This window comes from Rhodobacter sp. JA431 (assembly GCF_900217725.1).
GTDB lineage: Bacteria > Pseudomonadota > Alphaproteobacteria > Rhodobacterales > Rhodobacteraceae > Rhodobacter > Rhodobacter aestuarii.
The window spans coordinates 357,408-374,404 of record NZ_OBMP01000002.1; the positions used below are offsets into that span (position 1 = coordinate 357,408).

At 61.6% G+C, this 16,997-nt stretch carries 17 protein-coding genes; 7 read left to right on the top strand and 10 right to left on the bottom strand.

The window, feature by feature from the left end; translation table 11 throughout:
* Nucleotides 1–140 precede the first annotated feature (140 nt).
* Nucleotides 141–1,478, bottom strand: a complete 1,338-nt coding sequence (gene proS, locus CRO18_RS05415) for a proline--tRNA ligase (protein WP_097081335.1) — start codon at nt 1,476–1,478, stop codon at nt 141–143.
* Between the two features lie 176 nt (nt 1,479–1,654).
* Here proS and CRO18_RS05420 point away from each other — a divergent pair, with 176 nt between their 5' ends.
* From CRO18_RS05420 to CRO18_RS05450, 7 genes are all read left to right on the top strand, one after another.
* A complete protein-coding gene (locus CRO18_RS05420) occupies nt 1,655–2,146 on the top strand; it encodes a hypothetical protein (protein WP_097081336.1) in 492 nt (163 codons plus the stop codon).
* 224 nt (nt 2,147–2,370) lie between these two features.
* On the top strand, nt 2,371–2,772 hold the full coding sequence (locus CRO18_RS05425) for a hypothetical protein (RefSeq protein ID WP_076483305.1): 402 nt from the start codon (nt 2,371–2,373) through the stop codon (nt 2,770–2,772).
* A gap of 142 nt (nt 2,773–2,914) precedes the next feature.
* Nucleotides 2,915–3,199: a hypothetical protein gene (locus CRO18_RS05430; protein ID WP_076483304.1), complete on the top strand. Its 285-nt coding sequence runs from the start codon at nt 2,915–2,917 to the stop codon at nt 3,197–3,199.
* 136 nt (nt 3,200–3,335) lie between these two features.
* A complete protein-coding gene (locus CRO18_RS05435; RefSeq protein ID WP_097081337.1) occupies nt 3,336–4,451 on the top strand; it encodes an AI-2E family transporter in 1,116 nt (371 codons plus the stop codon).
* 1 nt (nt 4,452) lies between these two features.
* Nucleotides 4,453–5,127: a DnaA ATPase domain-containing protein gene (locus CRO18_RS05440; RefSeq protein WP_097081338.1), complete on the top strand. Its 675-nt coding sequence runs from the start codon at nt 4,453–4,455 to the stop codon at nt 5,125–5,127.
* Nucleotides 5,128–5,178: 51 nt separating this feature from the next.
* A complete protein-coding gene (locus tag CRO18_RS05445; protein ID WP_097081339.1) occupies nt 5,179–7,353 on the top strand; it encodes an RNA degradosome polyphosphate kinase in 2,175 nt (724 codons plus the stop codon).
* 36 nt (nt 7,354–7,389) lie between these two features.
* Nucleotides 7,390–8,943, top strand: a complete 1,554-nt coding sequence (locus CRO18_RS05450) for a Ppx/GppA family phosphatase (RefSeq protein WP_097081340.1) — start codon at nt 7,390–7,392, stop codon at nt 8,941–8,943.
* A 240-nt stretch (nt 8,944–9,183) separates the two neighbouring features.
* On the opposite strand, the gene rplI is transcribed toward CRO18_RS05450, so the two are convergent.
* From rplI to CRO18_RS05495, 9 genes are all read right to left on the bottom strand, one after another.
* Complete coding sequence (gene rplI / locus CRO18_RS05455; RefSeq protein WP_076483299.1) at nt 9,184–9,759, bottom strand: 50S ribosomal protein L9; 576 nt, start codon at nt 9,757–9,759, stop codon at nt 9,184–9,186.
* A gap of 12 nt (nt 9,760–9,771) precedes the next feature.
* Entirely contained in the window at nt 9,772–9,999 is a 228-nt protein-coding gene (gene rpsR, locus CRO18_RS05460) for a 30S ribosomal protein S18 (RefSeq protein WP_076483298.1), read from the bottom strand.
* A gap of 17 nt (nt 10,000–10,016) precedes the next feature.
* Entirely contained in the window at nt 10,017–10,397 is a 381-nt protein-coding gene (gene rpsF / locus CRO18_RS05465) for a 30S ribosomal protein S6 (RefSeq protein WP_076483297.1), read from the bottom strand.
* 135 nt (nt 10,398–10,532) lie between these two features.
* Nucleotides 10,533–11,450: a DMT family transporter gene (locus CRO18_RS05470; RefSeq protein ID WP_076483296.1), complete on the bottom strand. Its 918-nt coding sequence runs from the start codon at nt 11,448–11,450 to the stop codon at nt 10,533–10,535.
* Nucleotides 11,451–11,566: 116 nt separating this feature from the next.
* A complete protein-coding gene (locus tag CRO18_RS05475; protein ID WP_097081341.1) occupies nt 11,567–12,658 on the bottom strand; it encodes a Hint domain-containing protein in 1,092 nt (363 codons plus the stop codon).
* Between the two features lie 77 nt (nt 12,659–12,735).
* The gene (locus tag CRO18_RS05480) at nt 12,736–14,130 is read right to left on the bottom strand and encodes an aldehyde dehydrogenase family protein (protein WP_097081342.1); all 1,395 of its coding nucleotides are present in this window, start codon (nt 14,128–14,130) and stop codon (nt 12,736–12,738) included.
* The gene (locus CRO18_RS05485; protein ID WP_097081343.1) at nt 14,127–14,969 is read right to left on the bottom strand and encodes a fumarylacetoacetate hydrolase family protein; all 843 of its coding nucleotides are present in this window, start codon (nt 14,967–14,969) and stop codon (nt 14,127–14,129) included. The genes CRO18_RS05480 and CRO18_RS05485 overlap by 4 nt, the downstream gene beginning before the upstream one ends.
* A gap of 142 nt (nt 14,970–15,111) precedes the next feature.
* Nucleotides 15,112–15,885, bottom strand: coding sequence for an ATP-binding cassette domain-containing protein (locus tag CRO18_RS05490; protein ID WP_212710067.1), 774 nt, complete (start codon nt 15,883–15,885; stop codon nt 15,112–15,114).
* A 2-nt stretch (nt 15,886–15,887) separates the two neighbouring features.
* A complete protein-coding gene (locus tag CRO18_RS05495; RefSeq protein ID WP_097081345.1) occupies nt 15,888–16,964 on the bottom strand; it encodes an ABC transporter permease in 1,077 nt (358 codons plus the stop codon).
* Nucleotides 16,965–16,997 lie beyond the last annotated feature (33 nt).

The window sequence follows — 16,997 nt, forward strand, 5'->3', positions numbered from 1 at the left end:
CTGCACGCGCGCTAAATCAATGTTCCCAAACGGGAAAAATGGCTCAAACCCAGTCAACTAATCGTGCCTGAACGTGAACGAAAAAGGCGCGCACGGTTGCCCGCACGCGCCCCAAACACCCGCCCGAAAGGGCGAAAACCTTAGTGATTTGCGTAAATCTCGGCCACGCGCGCCACTGCCGCCTCCAGCGACATCTCTTCACTTTCGCCGCTGCGGCGCGAGGTCAGCTCGACCACACCATTGCCAAGCCCGCGCGGGCCCACAGTGATGCGCCACGGCAAGCCGATCAGATCCATGGTGGCGAATTTCGCACCGGCGCGTTCTTCGCGGTCGTCATAAAGCGGCTCAAGACCTTTTTCGGTAAGCGCTTTGTAAAGCGCGTTACAGGCACTGTCGGTCGCCGCATCGCCTTGTTTGAGGTTGACGATGCCGCAATGGAACGGCGTCACGCCCTCGGGCCAGATGATGCCTTTATCGTCATGGTTCGCTTCGATCAGCGCGCCAAGCAGACGCGACACGCCAATCCCGTGCGAGCCCATTTCCACCGGCACGCGGGTGCCATCGGGGGTGGAAACGGTCGCGCCCATCGCTTCGGAATATTTGGTGCCGAAGTAGAAGATTTGGCCAACTTCAATGCCACGGCCCACGCAGCGACGCTCTTCCGGGATCTCGTTAAAGACCGCCTCGTCATGGGTTTCATCGGTGCGGGCGTAAAGCGTGGTGAACTCGTCGCAGATCGCCGCCACTGCATCGCGGTCATCATAATCCACTTCGCGGTCGCCCAGTTTCAGGTCCGGCACTTTCGCATCGTAGAAGACTTCGCTTTCGCCGGTTTGGGCAAGCACCAAGAATTCATGGGTGTTGTCGCCGCCAATCGGGCCCGAGGCTGCGCGCATCGGGATCGCGGTCAGGCCCATCCGCTCATAGGTGCGCAGGTAGCTGACCATATGGCGGTTGTAGGCATGCAGCGCGTCTTCGCGGGTAAGGTCGAAGCTATAGCCATCTTTCATATAGAACTCGCGGCCCCGCATCACGCCAAAGCGCGGGCGCACCTCGTCGCGGAATTTCCACTGGATGTGGTAAAGCGTCAGCGGCAGTTCTTTGTAAGAACTGACATGGGCGCGGAAGATGTCGGTGATCATCTCTTCGTTGGTGGGCCCGTAAAGCATATCGCGATCATGGCGGTCTTTGATGCGCAGCATCTCTTGGCCGTAATCGTCATAGCGGCCCGACTCGCGCCACAGATCAGCCGGTTGCAGCGTCGGCATCAGCAGCGGAATGTGCCCGGCGCGAATTTGCTCTTCATGCACGATCTGCTCAATGCGTTTGAGCACTTTGAAGCCCAAGGGCAGCCAAGAATAAATCCCCGCCGCCTGCTGCTTAATCATACCAGCGCGCAGCATCAGCCGGTGGCTGACAATCTGCGCCTCGGCGGGGTTTTCCTTGAGAACGGGGAGGAAGTAGCGGGACAGGCGCATGGGCGGGCCTCTGGCAGAGTTTCGGTGAGTTCGTTGCCAATGGGGCTAGCGGAAACCGGGGCGCGGGGCAAGATGGGGCGAAAGACCAGAGGCCGGGCGATCCGCCGCCTTCCCCCCTCCCCGGCAAACCTGACATTCTGCCCAATGTCTTTGCCGAAGTCTCATCAAGGAAGCCCATGGATCTCTTTTTTGAAAGCTTGCCGTTCCTGCTTGGTCTGGCCTTAGTCTATTCAATCTTGGAGCTGCGGCGCTGGCGGCGCGACCGAAAGCGCCCCACGATCTTGATTGACGGCTCCAACGTGATGCATTGGCGCGATAACACCCCCGCGCTGGAGCCGGTGGTCGAGCTCGTGGCGCGGTTGCAAGCCGCCGGGTTCCGCGCCGGCGTCGTGTTTGATGCCAATGCGGGCTACAAGCTCGGCGGCCGCTACCAAGATGATGCTGTGCTTGCACGCCGGATCGGTCTACCCAAAGCGCAGGTGCTGGTGGTGCCCAAAGGCCAGCCCGCAGACCCGACCCTGCTCGCTGCAGCCCAAGATATGGGCGCCCGGATCGTCAGCAATGATCGGTTTCGCGATTGGGCCGAGGCGTTTCCCGATCAGCTGTCACCGGGCAAATTGATCCGCGGCGGGTACCGAAATGGCGCGCTTTGGCTCGATCTCGACTGAGCGGCCTGCGCAAAACCGCTAGGCGATTTGCGCGACTCAGCTTATAGTTGTGCGACGTTTCGCCGCTTGCCTGCGTCCTCGCTGCCGCCCTGCCACCGGGTGTGCGGCCCCGGCCTTCCTGCGCATCCATCGGCCCAACGTGCGAGAGCCCGCGTTGGACCGGCCGCTCGGTCCGCGCCTTTTTCCGAGTCACGCACATACCGCGCCAAGAAAGGTCACCCCCAATGCCCCAAGGTCTCTATATCGTCCGGTTGGATTTCGAAACTGCCCGCGCCGGGGCGGCTACGCTTTCCATCGAACTGGCCGTCAATCCTGAAACACGCCTGCTGGATGCCAGCCTGCATGGGCTGATGCGCACACGGGTCAATACACCGCAAGAATTCAATGGCCACGCCAAAGGGGTGATGGAGCTTTCGCCCGAGCGTGGCGCCTTGGGGCTGCTGGGGGGGCTTCAAGGTCAGGTCGTCGTCACCGCGCGCGGGCCGCGCGACCGCGCCTATCTTGCGCCGTTCTTTGGCGAATTCACCGTTGATGCCAATTGGAATGGCAGCGGCGCGTTTCATGTTGGCGATGCACGGTTTCAGGGCAAACTGACGCAGGTGCGCGTGCCCGAACCGGCCGAATAATGGCGGGCGCGACGATGAAACGCGGCTTCAATCGGCAAGGGGGCGCCTGTCGCCCCCGATTTGAGCAAGCCGCCGCGCATTGTGAAACCATGCGCGCATTTTCGCGCTTGCGCTCGCGGCGAGGCTGATCATGCTTATAGGTATGAGCGATGCATTTGCCCTTCCGATGCCCGGCACCTTTCTGACCGAGGCAGATTACAACGCGATGCGCCACCATCTGCGCGGTGTGCGGATTGTGGAGTTACGCCAGATCGGCGGCACCCCCGAAGATGGGGCCGAAGTGATGGCCTATCTGGAGGCAGAGGGATTCGCCGTGAAGTTCCGCTTGCTGGAACGGATGTCGCCGCCCCCGCTCAAACGCATCGTGTTCCGTTACCCGGGGCCGAAGCAAGCGGAAATGACCATCGCCCCGGAAATCGTGGAATAATCCACGGCTTTAGGGGCCCCAACGCCACCCAATGACGCGCGTCACACACGCGTTACAATTTTGCTGCGCACGCAGAAAAACTTGAAACCGCAAGCCAAAAACGCGATCTTGTCCAAAGGATTGTGGGGAGAAGTTCATGGCTTTGCCGGTGCGGCAACAGGTTACCTATTGGGGCGTCGCCATGGGCGCGCTTGTGGTGGTGCTTTGGGGGTTGGGCGATGTGATCCTGCCCTTCTTGGTGGGCGGCGCCATTGCCTACTTCCTTGATCCGCTGGCCGACCGGCTAGAGCGCGCAGGCGCAAGCCGGGCGGTGGCGACGGCCACCATTGCCTTTATCGCCACCTCTGCCTTTGTCGTGATTGGGCTCGCCATTTTGCCCACGCTGGTGCGCCAGTTGACCGGGCTTGTGGAAACCGCGCCCGAAATTGCCGCGCGGTTGCAAGCCTTTCTGACCACGCATTTCCCCTCGCTGATGGAGCCGGGCTCGGCCACGAACGAGGCCTTGGCGGGCGTTGGCAATGCGATCAAGGCGCGCGGGGCGGAACTGGCGCAAACGCTGCTTTCCTCGGCGATGAGCGTCGTCAATGCGCTGGTCTTCATTGTCGTCGTGCCGGTCGTGGCATTTTACATGCTGTTGGATTGGGACAATATGGTCGCCAAGGTCGATGCGCTGTTGCCGCGCGATCATGCGCCCACGATCCGCGAACTGGCCCGCCAAATCGACAAGGTGCTTTCGGGCTTTGTGCGCGGGCAAATCTCGGTTTGTTTGATCTTGGCCACCTTCTATGGCGTGGCGCTGATGGCGGCGGGGTTGACCTTTGGCCTGCTGGCCGGGGCGGTCGCGGGCATGCTGACCTTCATCCCCTATGTCGGCGCGCTGGTGGGCGGCGTGCTCGCCATTGGGCTCGCGCTTTATCAGTTTTGGGGGGAATGGTTCTCGATCGGGATTGTCGCGGGCATTTTTGCCGTCGGCCAATTCCTAGAGGGCAATATCATCACCCCGCGGCTGGTCGGCAGTTCGGTCGGGCTGCACCCGCTGTGGCTGATCTTTGCGCTGTCGGCCTTTGGCACGCTGTTTGGCTTTGTGGGCATGCTGGTGGCGGTTCCGCTTGCCGCGATGATCGGGGTTCTGGTCCGCTTTGCGCTGGAGCATTACCGCGAGGGGCGGCTTTACCGCGGCCTTGAATGGCAAGACGAAGACACCCCCAGCACCCTTTCAGATGCAACCGAAACCCCCGAGGATGAGGCCTAAGATGGGGCGGCAAATGGCATTCGACCTACCGGTGCGGCAAGCCCGGGGACGCGAAGATTTCTTCGTGGCAGGCGCCAATGCGCTGGCACTGGCAGCCCTTGATACGCCTGAGCATTGGCCCGCAGGCCGGATGCTCTTGGTGGGCCCCGAAGGCGCGGGCAAGACCCATCTGGCAGCGATCTGGGCCGAGGATCACAAGGCCGAAATCATTGATGCGCGCGCACTGACCGATGCCGGGGCGGAACGGCTGGCCGCGCTGCGCGCGGTGGTGGTGGAAGATGCCCAGCATATGGGCGGCGACCCGGCTGCCGAAGAAGCGGCGTTTCATCTGGTGAACCTGATCGCCGCCGAGGGGGGCTTGGTGCTCTTCACCGCCGATTGCCCGCCGCGCGATTGGCACCTGCGTCTGCCCGACCTCAAAAGCCGCCTTGAGGCCACCACGGCAGTGCATATCGCACCGCCCGATGATGTGCTTTTGGGCGCGGTTCTGGGCAAGCTTTTCTCCGACCGGCAATTGATCGTGCCGCCCACTTTGGTGAGTTGGCTTGTGCCGCGTATGGAGCGCTCTTTGGGCACGGCGCGGGCCTTGGTGGCGGCGCTCGATGCGCGCGCTTTGGCCGAGCGCAAGCCGATCACCCGGACCATGGCTGCTGAAGTGCTAGACACGTTACGTTGAGCGCACCTAAACTGTCACAATTCCATCACATAACAGAAGCATAAGCGCTCCATGACACAGGCAGATTTCCTCACCGCCCCCTTTCCCGTCCCGCATGAACTTCCCGAGGAGGATCTGGCTGGGCCGAAGCGCTTCTTCAACCGAGAGTTGAGCTGGCTCGCCTTCAACTGGCGGGTGCTGGAAGAGGCGGCGAACCAGCGCGTACCACTGCTGGAGCGGCTGCGGTTTCTTTCTATCTCGGCCACCAACCTCGACGAGTTTTACACCGTGCGCGTGGCCGGCCTGATGGAGCTTGTGCGCGAACGCAATGCCGTGCCCTCGGATGATGGGCTGACCCCTGCTGAACAGCTGACGCTGATCAACGCCGATGCCCGCGCGCTGATGGAAACGCAGCAATCCACGTGGAACACGCTGCGCCGCGAGATGGAAGAAACCGGCATCCATCTGCTGTCGCGCTCCTCGATCACCGCCGAAGATCGCAGCTTCTTGGCGGAATACTTCCTGTCGAAAGTGTTCCCGGTGCTGTCGCCGCTCGCCATTGACCCTGCGCACCCCTTCCCCTTCATCCCCAACACCGGCTTTTGCTTGGCGCTGGAGTTGGAACGCACCGCCGACAAACGGCGGATGCAGGCGCTTTTGCCGATCCCGCAGCAGATCGACCGGTTCATCCGCCTGCCCGGCGAGGCACGCTTCCTGCCGCTGGAAGAATTGCTGCTGTTGCACCTCGATATGCTGTTTCCGCGCTACACCGAAACCGGGCATTGCGCGTTCCGGGTGCTGCGCGACAGCGACCTTGAGGTCGAAGACGAAGCCGAAGACCTTGTGCGCGAGTTTGAAACCGCGCTGAAACGGCGCCGTCGCGGCCAAGTGATCCGGCTCAAAATCACCACCGGTGCGCCAAGCGCTTTGCGCCGCCTGATCATGGAAGAATTGCACGTCGCCCCCGATGAGGTGGTCGAGGTGAAGGGGCTCTTGGGGGTCGCCGATCTGAAAGAACTGGTGCTGGATAACCGCCCCGATCTGCTTTGGCCGCCGTTTGTGCCGCGCGTGCCCGAACGGGTGCAAGACCATGACGGCGATATGTTCTCGGCCATTCGGCATAAGGACATGCTGCTGCACCACCCCTATGAAACCTTTGACATGGTCATTCGCTTCCTGACGCAAGCGGCCAATGACCCCAATGTTCTGGCAATCAAGCAAACGCTTTACCGCACCTCGAAAGACAGCCCCGTCGTGGATGCGCTTTGCGAGGCGGCGGAAAACGGCAAATCGGTCACGGCCCTTGTCGAACTCAAGGCCCGCTTTGACGAGGCCGCCAACATTCGCCAATCGCGGCGGCTGGAACGCGCTGGCGCGCATGTCGTTTACGGCTTCATGCACCTGAAAACGCACGCGAAAATCTCCACCGTGGTGCGGCGCGAGGGCGAGAACCTTGTCACCTATACCCACTATGGGACCGGGAACTATCACCCGATCACGGCGCGGATTTACACCGATTTGAGCTTTTTCACTTGCGATGCGAGCTTGGGGCGCGATGCCACCAAGGTCTTCAACTATCTGTCGGGCTATGTGCAGCCCGAGGGGTTGGAGAATTTGTCGATCTCTCCCACCTCGCTCAAACCCAAGCTTCTGGAAATGATCGCCGCCGAGGCAGAGCATGCCAAAGCCGGGCGGCCTGCGGAGATTTGGGCCAAGGTCAACTCGCTGATTGATGCCGATGTGATTGATGCGCTTTATGCGGCAAGCCAAGCGGGGGTGGAAATCTCGCTCGTGGTGCGCGGCATCTGCGGTGTGCGCCCCGGCATCAAAGGGCTGAGCGAAAACATCCGCGTCAAATCCATTGTCGGGCGGTTCTTGGAACATTCGCGGATTGTCTGCTTTGGCAATGGCCATGGTCTGCCCTCAGAAGGGGCACGGGTGTTTTTCTCCTCTGCCGACTGGATGGGCCGGAACCTCACGCGGCGCGTCGAAACGCTGGTTGAGGCGAAAAACGACACGGTGAAAGCGCAGATCGTCGGCCAGATCATGGCGGCGAACATGGCCGATACCGCGCAAAGCTGGGTGCTTGGCCCCGATGGCCGCTTTATCCGCGCCCTGCCCGAGGGCAAGGAACTTTTCTCCTGCCACAAGTTCTTCATGGAAAACCCCTCGCTTTCGGGGCGTGGCACGGCGGGCGCAAAAGATGTGCCGGTGCTTGCCCATGGACCCGAACACAGGATACCGTGATCACGCTTAGGACGGATCGACTCGGAAGGCTGCCCGATGAACCCAAAGACCACTCCCCTGCATGAGGACGCCGAGGATTGGGACCCATTTGGAAAGCCTTTGTTCGATGACCCTTCAGCCCGCGCCGTGTCGCGGGTGGGGGTGGTTGATGTTGGCTCCAACTCGGTTCGAATGGTGGTGTTTGACGGCGCCGCCCGCAGCCCGGCCTATTTCTTCAATGAAAAGGTGATGGCGGGGCTGGGCAAAGAGCTTGCCGAAACCGGGATGCTGAACCCCAAGGGCCGCGAACGCGCGCTGATCGCGCTCAAGCGGTTTTCGTTGCTGGCCAAGGGGATGGATATTGGCCCGCTCACCTGCGTCGCCACGGCGGCGGTGCGCGATGCCAAAGACGGCCCCGAGTTTCAGCGCCAGGTGGAGCGCGAAACTGGGCTGCGGCTACATGTGATTGACGGCACCGAAGAGGCGCGGCTTTCGGCGCAAGGCGTGCTGTTGGGCTGGCCCGAGGCGCAGGGCCTGATTTCCGACATTGGCGGCAACTCGATGGAACTCGCCGTTTTGGGCGGGCGCAAAGTGGGCAAGCGCGACACCTCGCCTTTGGGGCCGTTCCGGCTGCAACAGATCGAGGGCGGTAAAAAAGAGCAAGTCGCCCATATCCGCGCCCATGTGGAGCGGCTGGCGAAGAAGCTCGGCACGGATCACGACCGGCTTTATCTGGTGGGCGGCTCGTGGCGGGCGATTGCGCGTCTTGATATGGAGCGCAACAAATACCCGCTTTTGGTGCTGCATGAATACCGGATGGAGCCCGACAGCGTTCTCAAAACGCTCGATTGGATCGGCAAGCAAGACTTGGCGGATCTGCGCGCGAAAACTGGCACCTCGCAAGCGCGGATGGAACTGGTGCCGCTGGCATCCCTCGTGCTGCGCGAATTGATCGAAACCTTCCAGCCGAAGGAAATTGACGTTTCCTCCTACGGTATCCGCGAAGGGCTTCTCTATGAGCAGATGCCCGACAAGCTGCGCGCGCGCGACCCGCTGATTGAAGCCTGCCGCCATGCCGAACGAGGGCAATCGCGGCTGCCGGGCTTTGGTAAAAAGCTGCATGCCTTCATCGAGCCGCTTTTTGGCGAGGTCTCCCCCGCGCGCTACCGGCTGATGCGCGCGGCCTGTTTGCTGCATGACACAACTTGGCGCACCCATCCCGACTACCGGGCCGAGGCGTGTTTTGACAATGTCACTCGCGCCAATATGGCGGCGCTAAGCCACCCGGAGCGGGTGTTTTTGGGGGGGGCACTGTTGCACCGCTACAAGAACTCGCGCTCCGGCAGCCGGTTCACGCCGCTCTTTGATCTGCTGCCACCCGAGCAATTGCGCGAGGCCGAGATCTTGGGCAAGGCGATGCGCTTTGGCGCGATGTTCGCGATCCATGATCCGGGCGATGCGGGCGAGTTGAGCTATAACGAAAAGACCAACACCATCGAGCTGCATCTGACCAAGCGCGGCGCGGGGCTGTTTGGCGAAGTGGCCGAGGCGCGCTTTGCCTCGCTCGCAAGCGCGATGAAGGCCACGCCGATGGCGATTTTGCCGACGTAAGAACCTTGCCCGGAGCAGCCGCTTTAGCGGCCCGGGCAGCGCCCGACCGCCCCCTCGGGCGGGCGCTTTGCGGCGTTTCGCGCGAAACGGGGCTGGCAAGACCTGACACGATAAAGTGCCTCATTCAGAGCTTTGTCGCCCACCCGGCGCTCGGCCCCTACCCTTTTGTGGCACCATCCCAAAACAAAACCGCGCCCCAAAGGGCGCGGCTCGTCACCTCCGAGATCGGAGATAGATTTCTTATTCGTCGTCGTCGGCCGCCGCAGCGCCCACTTCGTCGAACAGTTCGGCAATCTCGAACTCGGCAGCCGCTTCGGCTTCTGCGGCGAGTTCTTGGATCGATTTGCCCGAAGCTTGGATTTCGGCTTCTTCCATCGAGCGCGCCACGTTGATGACGATGGTCGCTTCGACTTCCGGGTGCAGCACAACGTGCACGTCATGCAGGCCGAGGTCTTTGATCGGGGCTTTCAGCACCACTTGGCGCTTGTCGATCGAGAAGCCGCCCGTGGTGGCCGCTTCGGCGGCGTCACGGGTGGTGACCGAACCATAAAGCGCACCGGCGTCGGACGCCGAGCGGATCACGATGAACTGCTGACCGTCGAGTTTCTCGGCCAGAGCTTGCGCTTCGGCTTTGGTCTCAAGGTTGCGGGCCTCAAGCTGGGCTTTACGCTCTTCGAAGCTTTTGATGTTGGCTTCGTTGGCGCGCAGCGCTTTGCCTTGGGGCAGCAGGAAGTTGCGGGCATACCCGTCGCGCACTTTCACGACATCGCCCATTTGGCCAAGTTTGGCCACGCGTTCCAGAAGGATGACTTGCATTGCTCTGTCTCCTTACTTCACGGCATAGGGAAGCAGGGCGAGGAAACGGGCGCGCTTGATGGCACGCGCAAGCTCGCGCTGTTTCTTGGCCGAAACGGCGGTGATGCGGGCGGGGACGATCTTGCCACGCTCAGAGATGTAGCGCTGCAGAAGACGGGTGTCTTTGTAGTCGATCTTCGGCGCGTTCTCGCCCGAGAACGGGCAGACCTTGCGGCGACGGAAAAACGGTTTGCTAGCCATGGGTCAAACTCCTGCGATCAACGACGTTCGGGACGCGGGCCGCGGTCGCCACGGGGGCCGCGTTCTTCGCGCTCGTCACGTTTTTGCATCTGCACCGAGGGGCCTTCGTCATGGGCGTCGACCTTCACGGTCAGAACACGCATCACGTCGTCGTGCAGACGGGCGAGACGCTCCATTTCCTGCACGGCGCCCGAGGGCGATTCGGTCCGCATGAAGCCATAGTGGCCTTTGCGGTTTTTGTTGATCTTGTAGGCCATGGTTTTCACGCCCCAGTATTCGGTGCCGAGGACTTTGCCCCCGTTGTCACCGATCACGGCGGAAAAATGTTCCAAAAGACCTTCGGCCTGCGCGTTGGACAGATCCTGACGCGCAATGAGGACATGCTCGTAAAGCGGCATGTAGGCTCCTGTTTTCACTAGGCGGCTTCAACGGTGGATGTAACCTTCCGCCACCCACCACGAGAGGCTGCGCCGGTTCATATCAGCGCGGAAGATGGGGCCTTATAGGGGAAAGCGCGCCGCGTGCAAGCAAAATCACCCTTTGGCAGCGGCGCGATTGCCTTGGGCGGCGAGCAAAATGCCCCCCAAAATCAGCCCAAAGCCCGCCGCGTGGTAAAGATGCAGCGGCTCATGCAGGAAGGCCGCCGACAAGATCGCGCCGTAAACCGGGATCAGGTGAATGAACTGCCCTGCCCGCGCAGGCCCCGCCAGCACCACCGCACGCGTATAAAAGAGATAGGCCAGAACCGAGGGCACAATGCCGATATAGGCGAGCGAGGCAATCGAAGCCGGGGTGAAGATCGGCCGATAGCCGAGCCAAAGCTCCAGCGCCAAGAACGGCGCAAGCATCGGTAGTGCAAGGATGATCTGCACCGCCAAAAGACCAATCCGGTTCACCTCTGGCGGGAAGAGCTTCAGCCCCATCGTGTAAAAGGCCCAAGCGATCATCGCGGTAAAAATGATCAAGTCGCCCTGCGCGAAATCAAGCGCCAGCGCGCGGGCGAGCGAGCCTTGCAAGATCACCACCGCCACGCCCAGCGTGGAGACAATCAGGCCCAAGACCTGCCACAGCCCCAAGCGCTGCCCCCAGAAAAGCGCGCCGATGAGCAAGATCAACAGCGGGATCGAGGAATTGAGCAGCATCCCGTTGGTGGCAGGCGTTGTCTGCAAGCCCCAATAAATCAGCGTGTTAAAGGCCACAACGCCGGGCACAGAAAGCCCGACGATGCGCCAGAAGTAGCGTTTATAAAGCGGCCAATCGCGTTTGAGATGTGGCCAAGCAAAGGGCAAAAGCGCGATCAGCGCAATCACCCAGCGACCATAGGCAAGGCTGACGGGGGGCCATTCGCCGCGCGAATAGCGCGCCACGATGAAATTGCCCGCCCAGAACAGCGGCGGCAGCGCCAGCACTGCCCAAAGCTTCCAGCCGCCTGACGCCTTTGCCTCACTCATCCCCGCCTCCCCGCGTTTGCCCCGGTGTGAGCCGAAATGTGCGCGGGAGCAAGGGGGCAGCAGCGCGCAGGGACGCGAGGTTAAGGGCGTGCCATCAGGGCATCGTGGGTCAGCACTCAGACCGGCGCGGGGTCTTCGGCCTCTACCGCGCGGCAATTGGCGTGCGCGCCTGTGGTGCAGGGCACAAAGGTGAAGATCGCGGCTTGCGAACGGCCCCGCTTGCCAAACATTGCCCGCTTGCGCCCCGTGGCTTTTTGTATCCGCGCCCAAAGCTGTTCGCCAGCCCGCGTCGTCAAAATGGGCCGCGCCGGGGTTTGCGCCAGCCCGCCCATCGCTTGCGGCAGGCCGGGAATATGCTGATCGGCCAAATACCCCGCCGTGGTACGCTTGAGCAGCAGCGTTTCGCAGGCACAACCCTCGGCCAAAATGATCTCATGGCGCTCAAACAGCAGATGCACATAGGCGATCCGGTCGAGCGGTTGCAGCCGCACCGTGGCCCCGTTGAGCAGCGCGGCGGCGGGCACCAGCACCTCTTCCCCCTGCGGGTCGGTAAGCAGCACCCGATGCTGGCGGCTGAGCAGCAAAGGCCGGGTATTGCCCAAAACGCCCGTTTCAAACCAGACCGGCATCGAGCGCCCAACGCCCGCCACATCAAACCGCCCGATCCAGCGTAAAGCTTGCGGGCCGTTGTCGCGCGTGTCCACCACATCACCGGGGCGTAGGCAGGCGATGGCGCGCTCACCTTCGGGCGTTTGCACCCGTGTGCGGGCATCAAAGCAGGGCATCTGATAGGTGGTTGGGGATTGGTCCGTGGTATAAAACCCGGGCGGATTGCCTGAGTCAAAATTATCCCAATACCATGTTTCCAAATCAAAATCCGGGGTCCAAACGAGTTGGATCAGATCGCCATGGCTATCAAGCCCCTCAAACACCACCGCATAGCCACTGTCGCCATTGAGGTCGATGAAATCGGAACGGATGATTGTGGCGTTTTCGATCGTATCGCCGCCATTGCCCGCAAAGGTGATGGTATAGGTATCGCCCGGCGAAAAGATATAGGGGGAGGGATCGCCCTCTTGCGAGGAGATCACCAAATCCTTTGACGAGTTCGGCGGATAGTCAAAGGTAGACGTGCCCGCCCCCGAGCCGATGTTGGAGCCCGTGGCAGCCGCAAACTGATTGTCGATGGCGTAGATGGTGAGGGTCATTCAGGGCTTGGGGAGGCTGTTTCCCAAACCCTAATCGCGCTTGGTAAACAAACCCTTTCGCGCCTTTACCCTAAGGCTTAGCCCACCAGCTTTTGCACCGCTTTGGCAAGCCGCGCGCTCATTTTTGTATAGGGCGGCATCAACGGGTCCAGAACCGCAAAGCGGTTTTCCAAGATCGGCTTTTCATGGCTGAAAGCGGCAAAGCCCCAGCGCCCATGCGCCGCCCCTAGGCCCGAATTGCCCACCCCGCCAAAGGGCAGGTTGAGGTGCAGGAAATGCGCAAGCGTCACATTCACCCCCACCCCGCCAGAGGTGGTGGCGGCGCTGATGCGGTTGATCAAGGTGCGGTCCTTGGTGAAGAGGTAAAGCGCGAGCGGCTTTTCCCCAGCCTCAATTTCGGCCAGCACCGTCTCCAGATCGTCATAGGCAATCACCGGAAGCACCGGGCCGAAAATCTCTTCGCGCATGAGCGCGGCCTCGCCCGGAACATCGGTCAACACCGTGGGGGCAAGGTAGCGCGCGGCCTCTTCCGCCACGCCGCCAGTGATAAGGGTCGCGCCTTTGGCCAGCGCCTCATCCAGCAAGCCCTTGAGCCGGGTGAAATGGCGCGCCCCAATCAGCCGCGCGAAGCTGCGCGAGGTTTCGGGCGTGGCGCCATACATCTTGGCGATTTCGGCGCGCAGGGCTTGGGTGAAAGCTGCCTGATCTCCGCGCGGCACATAGACATGATCGGGCGCGATGCAGGTTTGGCCCGCGTTTTGGAACTTGCCCCAAGCCACCATCCGCGCGGCTTTTTGTAGATTTGCGCCGGAGCCAAGAATGACCGGAGATTTGCCCCCCAATTCCAGCGTGACAGAGGCCAACGTTTTTGCCGCCGCCGCCATCACCACGCGCCCCACAGCGGGCGAGCCGGTAAAGAAGATGTGGTCAAAGGGCTGGGCAAGAAGCTCGGTCGACACCTCCACACCCCCTTCCACCACCGCCACAAGGTCAGAAGGCAGCGCGGCAGCGGCGATTTGGGCGATCAGCGCCGAGGTGGCGGGCGCGAGTTCGGAGGGTTTGATCACCGCCGCATTGCCCGCCGCAATCGCTGAGACCAACGGGCCAAGCGCGAGGCACAGCGGATAGTTCCACGGCGCGATGATCAGCACCGTGCCCTTGGGCTCGGGCCGGATCGTACCGCGTGTGCCCAGCATGGAAAGCGTGGGCCAAACCCGGCGTGGCTTGGCCCAGCGCTTCAGATGTTTGGACGTGTGCCGGATTTCCGACAGGATGGGGATGATTTCCGAGATCCGCACCTCAACCGGCGGCTTGCCAAGATCGGCGGCCAAAGCGGCCATGATCTCGCTTTCGCGCGCGCGCAATTCGGCGGCAAGTTTCGCCAAAACCGCGCGGCGCTTCGCAAGCGTAAAGTCCGTGCGCCGCGCCGCATCGCCTGCCGCGAGTTGGGTGTAGACCTCGGCCGGTGTCACACCAGCACCACGCGCTGATGCTGTTGGCCCAGCCCCTCAACCCCCAGATCGACCGTATCGCCCTCCCACAGGAATTGCGGCGGGTCCATCCCCATGCCCACACCCGGCGGCGTGCCGGTGGTGATGATATCGCCCGGCTCCAGCGTCATGAATTGGCTAATGTAATGCACCAGATAAGCGACCCCATAGACCATTGTCGCGGTCGAGCCGTTTTGGCGACGAGAGCCATTCACATCCAGCCAAAGCGACAGGTTTTGCGGATCGGGCACCTCTTCCTTCGTCACCAACCACGGGCCAAGAGGGGCAAAGCTGTCATGGCTTTTGCCTTTGACCCATTGGCCCGCATGTTCAATTTGGAAGCTGCGCTCCGACACATCATTGCAGATCATATAGCCCGCCACATGATCCATCGCGCTCTCGAGGGGGACGTATTTCGCGCGCGTGCCAATCACAAAGGCCAGTTCCACCTCCCAATCCAGCTTGGTGGAGCCGCGCGGCAATTCGATCGGGTCATCGGGGCCGGAAATCGCCGAGGTCGCTTTCATGAACAACACCGGCTCGGGCGGCACATCCATGCCAGACTCGGCGGCGTGATCGGCGTAGTTCAGACCGACCGCAATCAGCTTGCCAACATTGGCGACGGGGGCCCCCAAACGCACGCCTTCGGGCACAATCGGCAGCATCGCGGCATCGACCCATTCCAGCCGCGACAGCCCCGCATCACAAAGCGCTGCGCCATCAATATCGCGCACCACCCGGCTTAGGTCGCGCAACGTGCCATCGGTGTGCAAAAGCCCCGGCTTTTCAAAGCCTTTTTCGCCATAACGAACCAGTTTCATTCTTCCCCCCCTGCCTCCTGCAGTTCTTTGGCGCAAGATTGGACCGGAAGGTAGGCTTCGGGCAAGACCAAAGGCCCGGGGGCGACCCCGGGCCTCACCCTTTGCGCAAGTTCCGTGAGTGGGGCGCGCCGGGTTTGATCGTTTAGGCGGCTTCCATGCCCTCGGGCGCTTTCGCCCCGGTCATATAGGCCACCGCATCGGACATTGAATGCGTCTTTGGGTCGATCACACACAGGCGACGCCCAAGGCGGTGCACATGGATGCGGTCAGCCACTTCAAACACATGGGGCATATTGTGCGAGATCAGGATGATCGGAATACCGCGCGCCTTCACATCCAAGATCAACTCCAACACCCGGCGGCTTTCCTTGACGCCGAGCGCGGCGGTGGGTTCATCGAGAATGATCACCTTGGAGCCAAAAGCCGCGGCACGCGCCACCGCCACGCCTTGGCGCTGCCCGCCCGAAAGCGTTTCCACCGTTTGGTCGATGTTTTGAATGGTCATCAGGCCAAGTTCGGAAAGTTTCTCGCGCGCGAAGTCGCGCATCGCGCCATGATCGAGCGCGCGGAAAACCGAGCCCGCAATACCGGGTTTGCGGATTTCCCGCCCCATGAACATATTGTCCACAATCGACAGCGCGGGCGACAGGGCCAGGGTTTGATAGACCGTGGCAATCCCTGCCTCTTGCGCCTGCATCGGGGACGCAAAATGAACGGGCTTTCCATCAAGGAAAATCTCACCCGCATCGGGCTGCACCGCGCCGCAAAGCGCCTTGATCAAGGTGGATTTGCCCGCGCCATTATCGCCAATTACGGCCAGAATTTCGCCCGGATAAAGCTCAAAATCGGCATGGTCGAGCGCGGTCACTTTGCCATAGCGTTTCACGAGGCCACGAGCCGAGAGAATGGGTTGCATGCTCATTTCGACACCTTCCGGATCCATTGGTCGATGGCGACCGCGATGATGATCAGCCAGCCAATCGCGAAGACCTGCCAAAGCACATCCACATTCGCGAGCCGCAGGCCCGATTGAAACACGCCCACAATAAGCGCCCCAAAGAGCGCCCCGAGAATGGAGCCGCGCCCGCCGAAAAGCGAAATCCCCCCCACCACAACGGCGGTGATGGATTGCAGATTGCCCTCATAGAAGGATTGCGGCGAGATCGAGCCAACGCGGCCAATCGCGGCCCAGGCGGCGACGGCGCAGACAAGCCCCGCCATCCCATAGACCGAGAGCAGCACCCGGTCAGCCTGAATGCCCGCCAGTTCGGCCGCTTCCTTGTCATCGCCCACGGCATAGACATGGCGGCCCCAAGCGGTTTTGTTGAGCATGTACCAAAGGCCCAAGAAGACCGCGATCATCAAAAGCGAGCCATAGGTGACCTTGGCGCCAAAGAAGGCGAACCCTTCCCCCCAGAATTTGAGAAGCGGTGCGTTTTTGTCGATGTCTTGGCTGCGGATGGATTGCGCGCCCGAAAGCCAGAGGTTCAGCGCATAGAAAATCGACCATGTGCCGAGCGTGGTGATGAAGGGCGGCAGTTTCACTTTGGTCACAAGGAAGCCGTTCATCAGCCCCGCGCCGGTGCCGCCCGCAAAGGCCACGGCCAGCGCCAGAATCGGCGGCACGCCCATATAAACGGCGAGATTGCCCGCGATCACCGACATCAGCACCATGATCGCCGCGACGGAAAGGTCGATCCCGGCGGTGAGCACGATAAGCGATTGCGCGGCGGCCAAAATCCCGATGATCGAGACCTGCTGCAAGATCAGCGACAGGTTGAAGGGCGAGAAGAACCGATCCCCGGCGACAAGGCCAAAGACCACAATTGCCGCAACCAGCACGATCACCGGCACCAGCGTTGGATTGCCATGCAGCATATGTTGCAGCTTTTCGACCAAGCCCTTCGGTCGATCATCAAACTGCGCGACGCGCTTGTCGCTTTGGCCGAGTATATGCTCGAACTCTTGCCCCTTTGGGCTCCCCGTCTCGCTCATGCGCCACCCCTCCCGTGCCTGCTGATGCGAAAA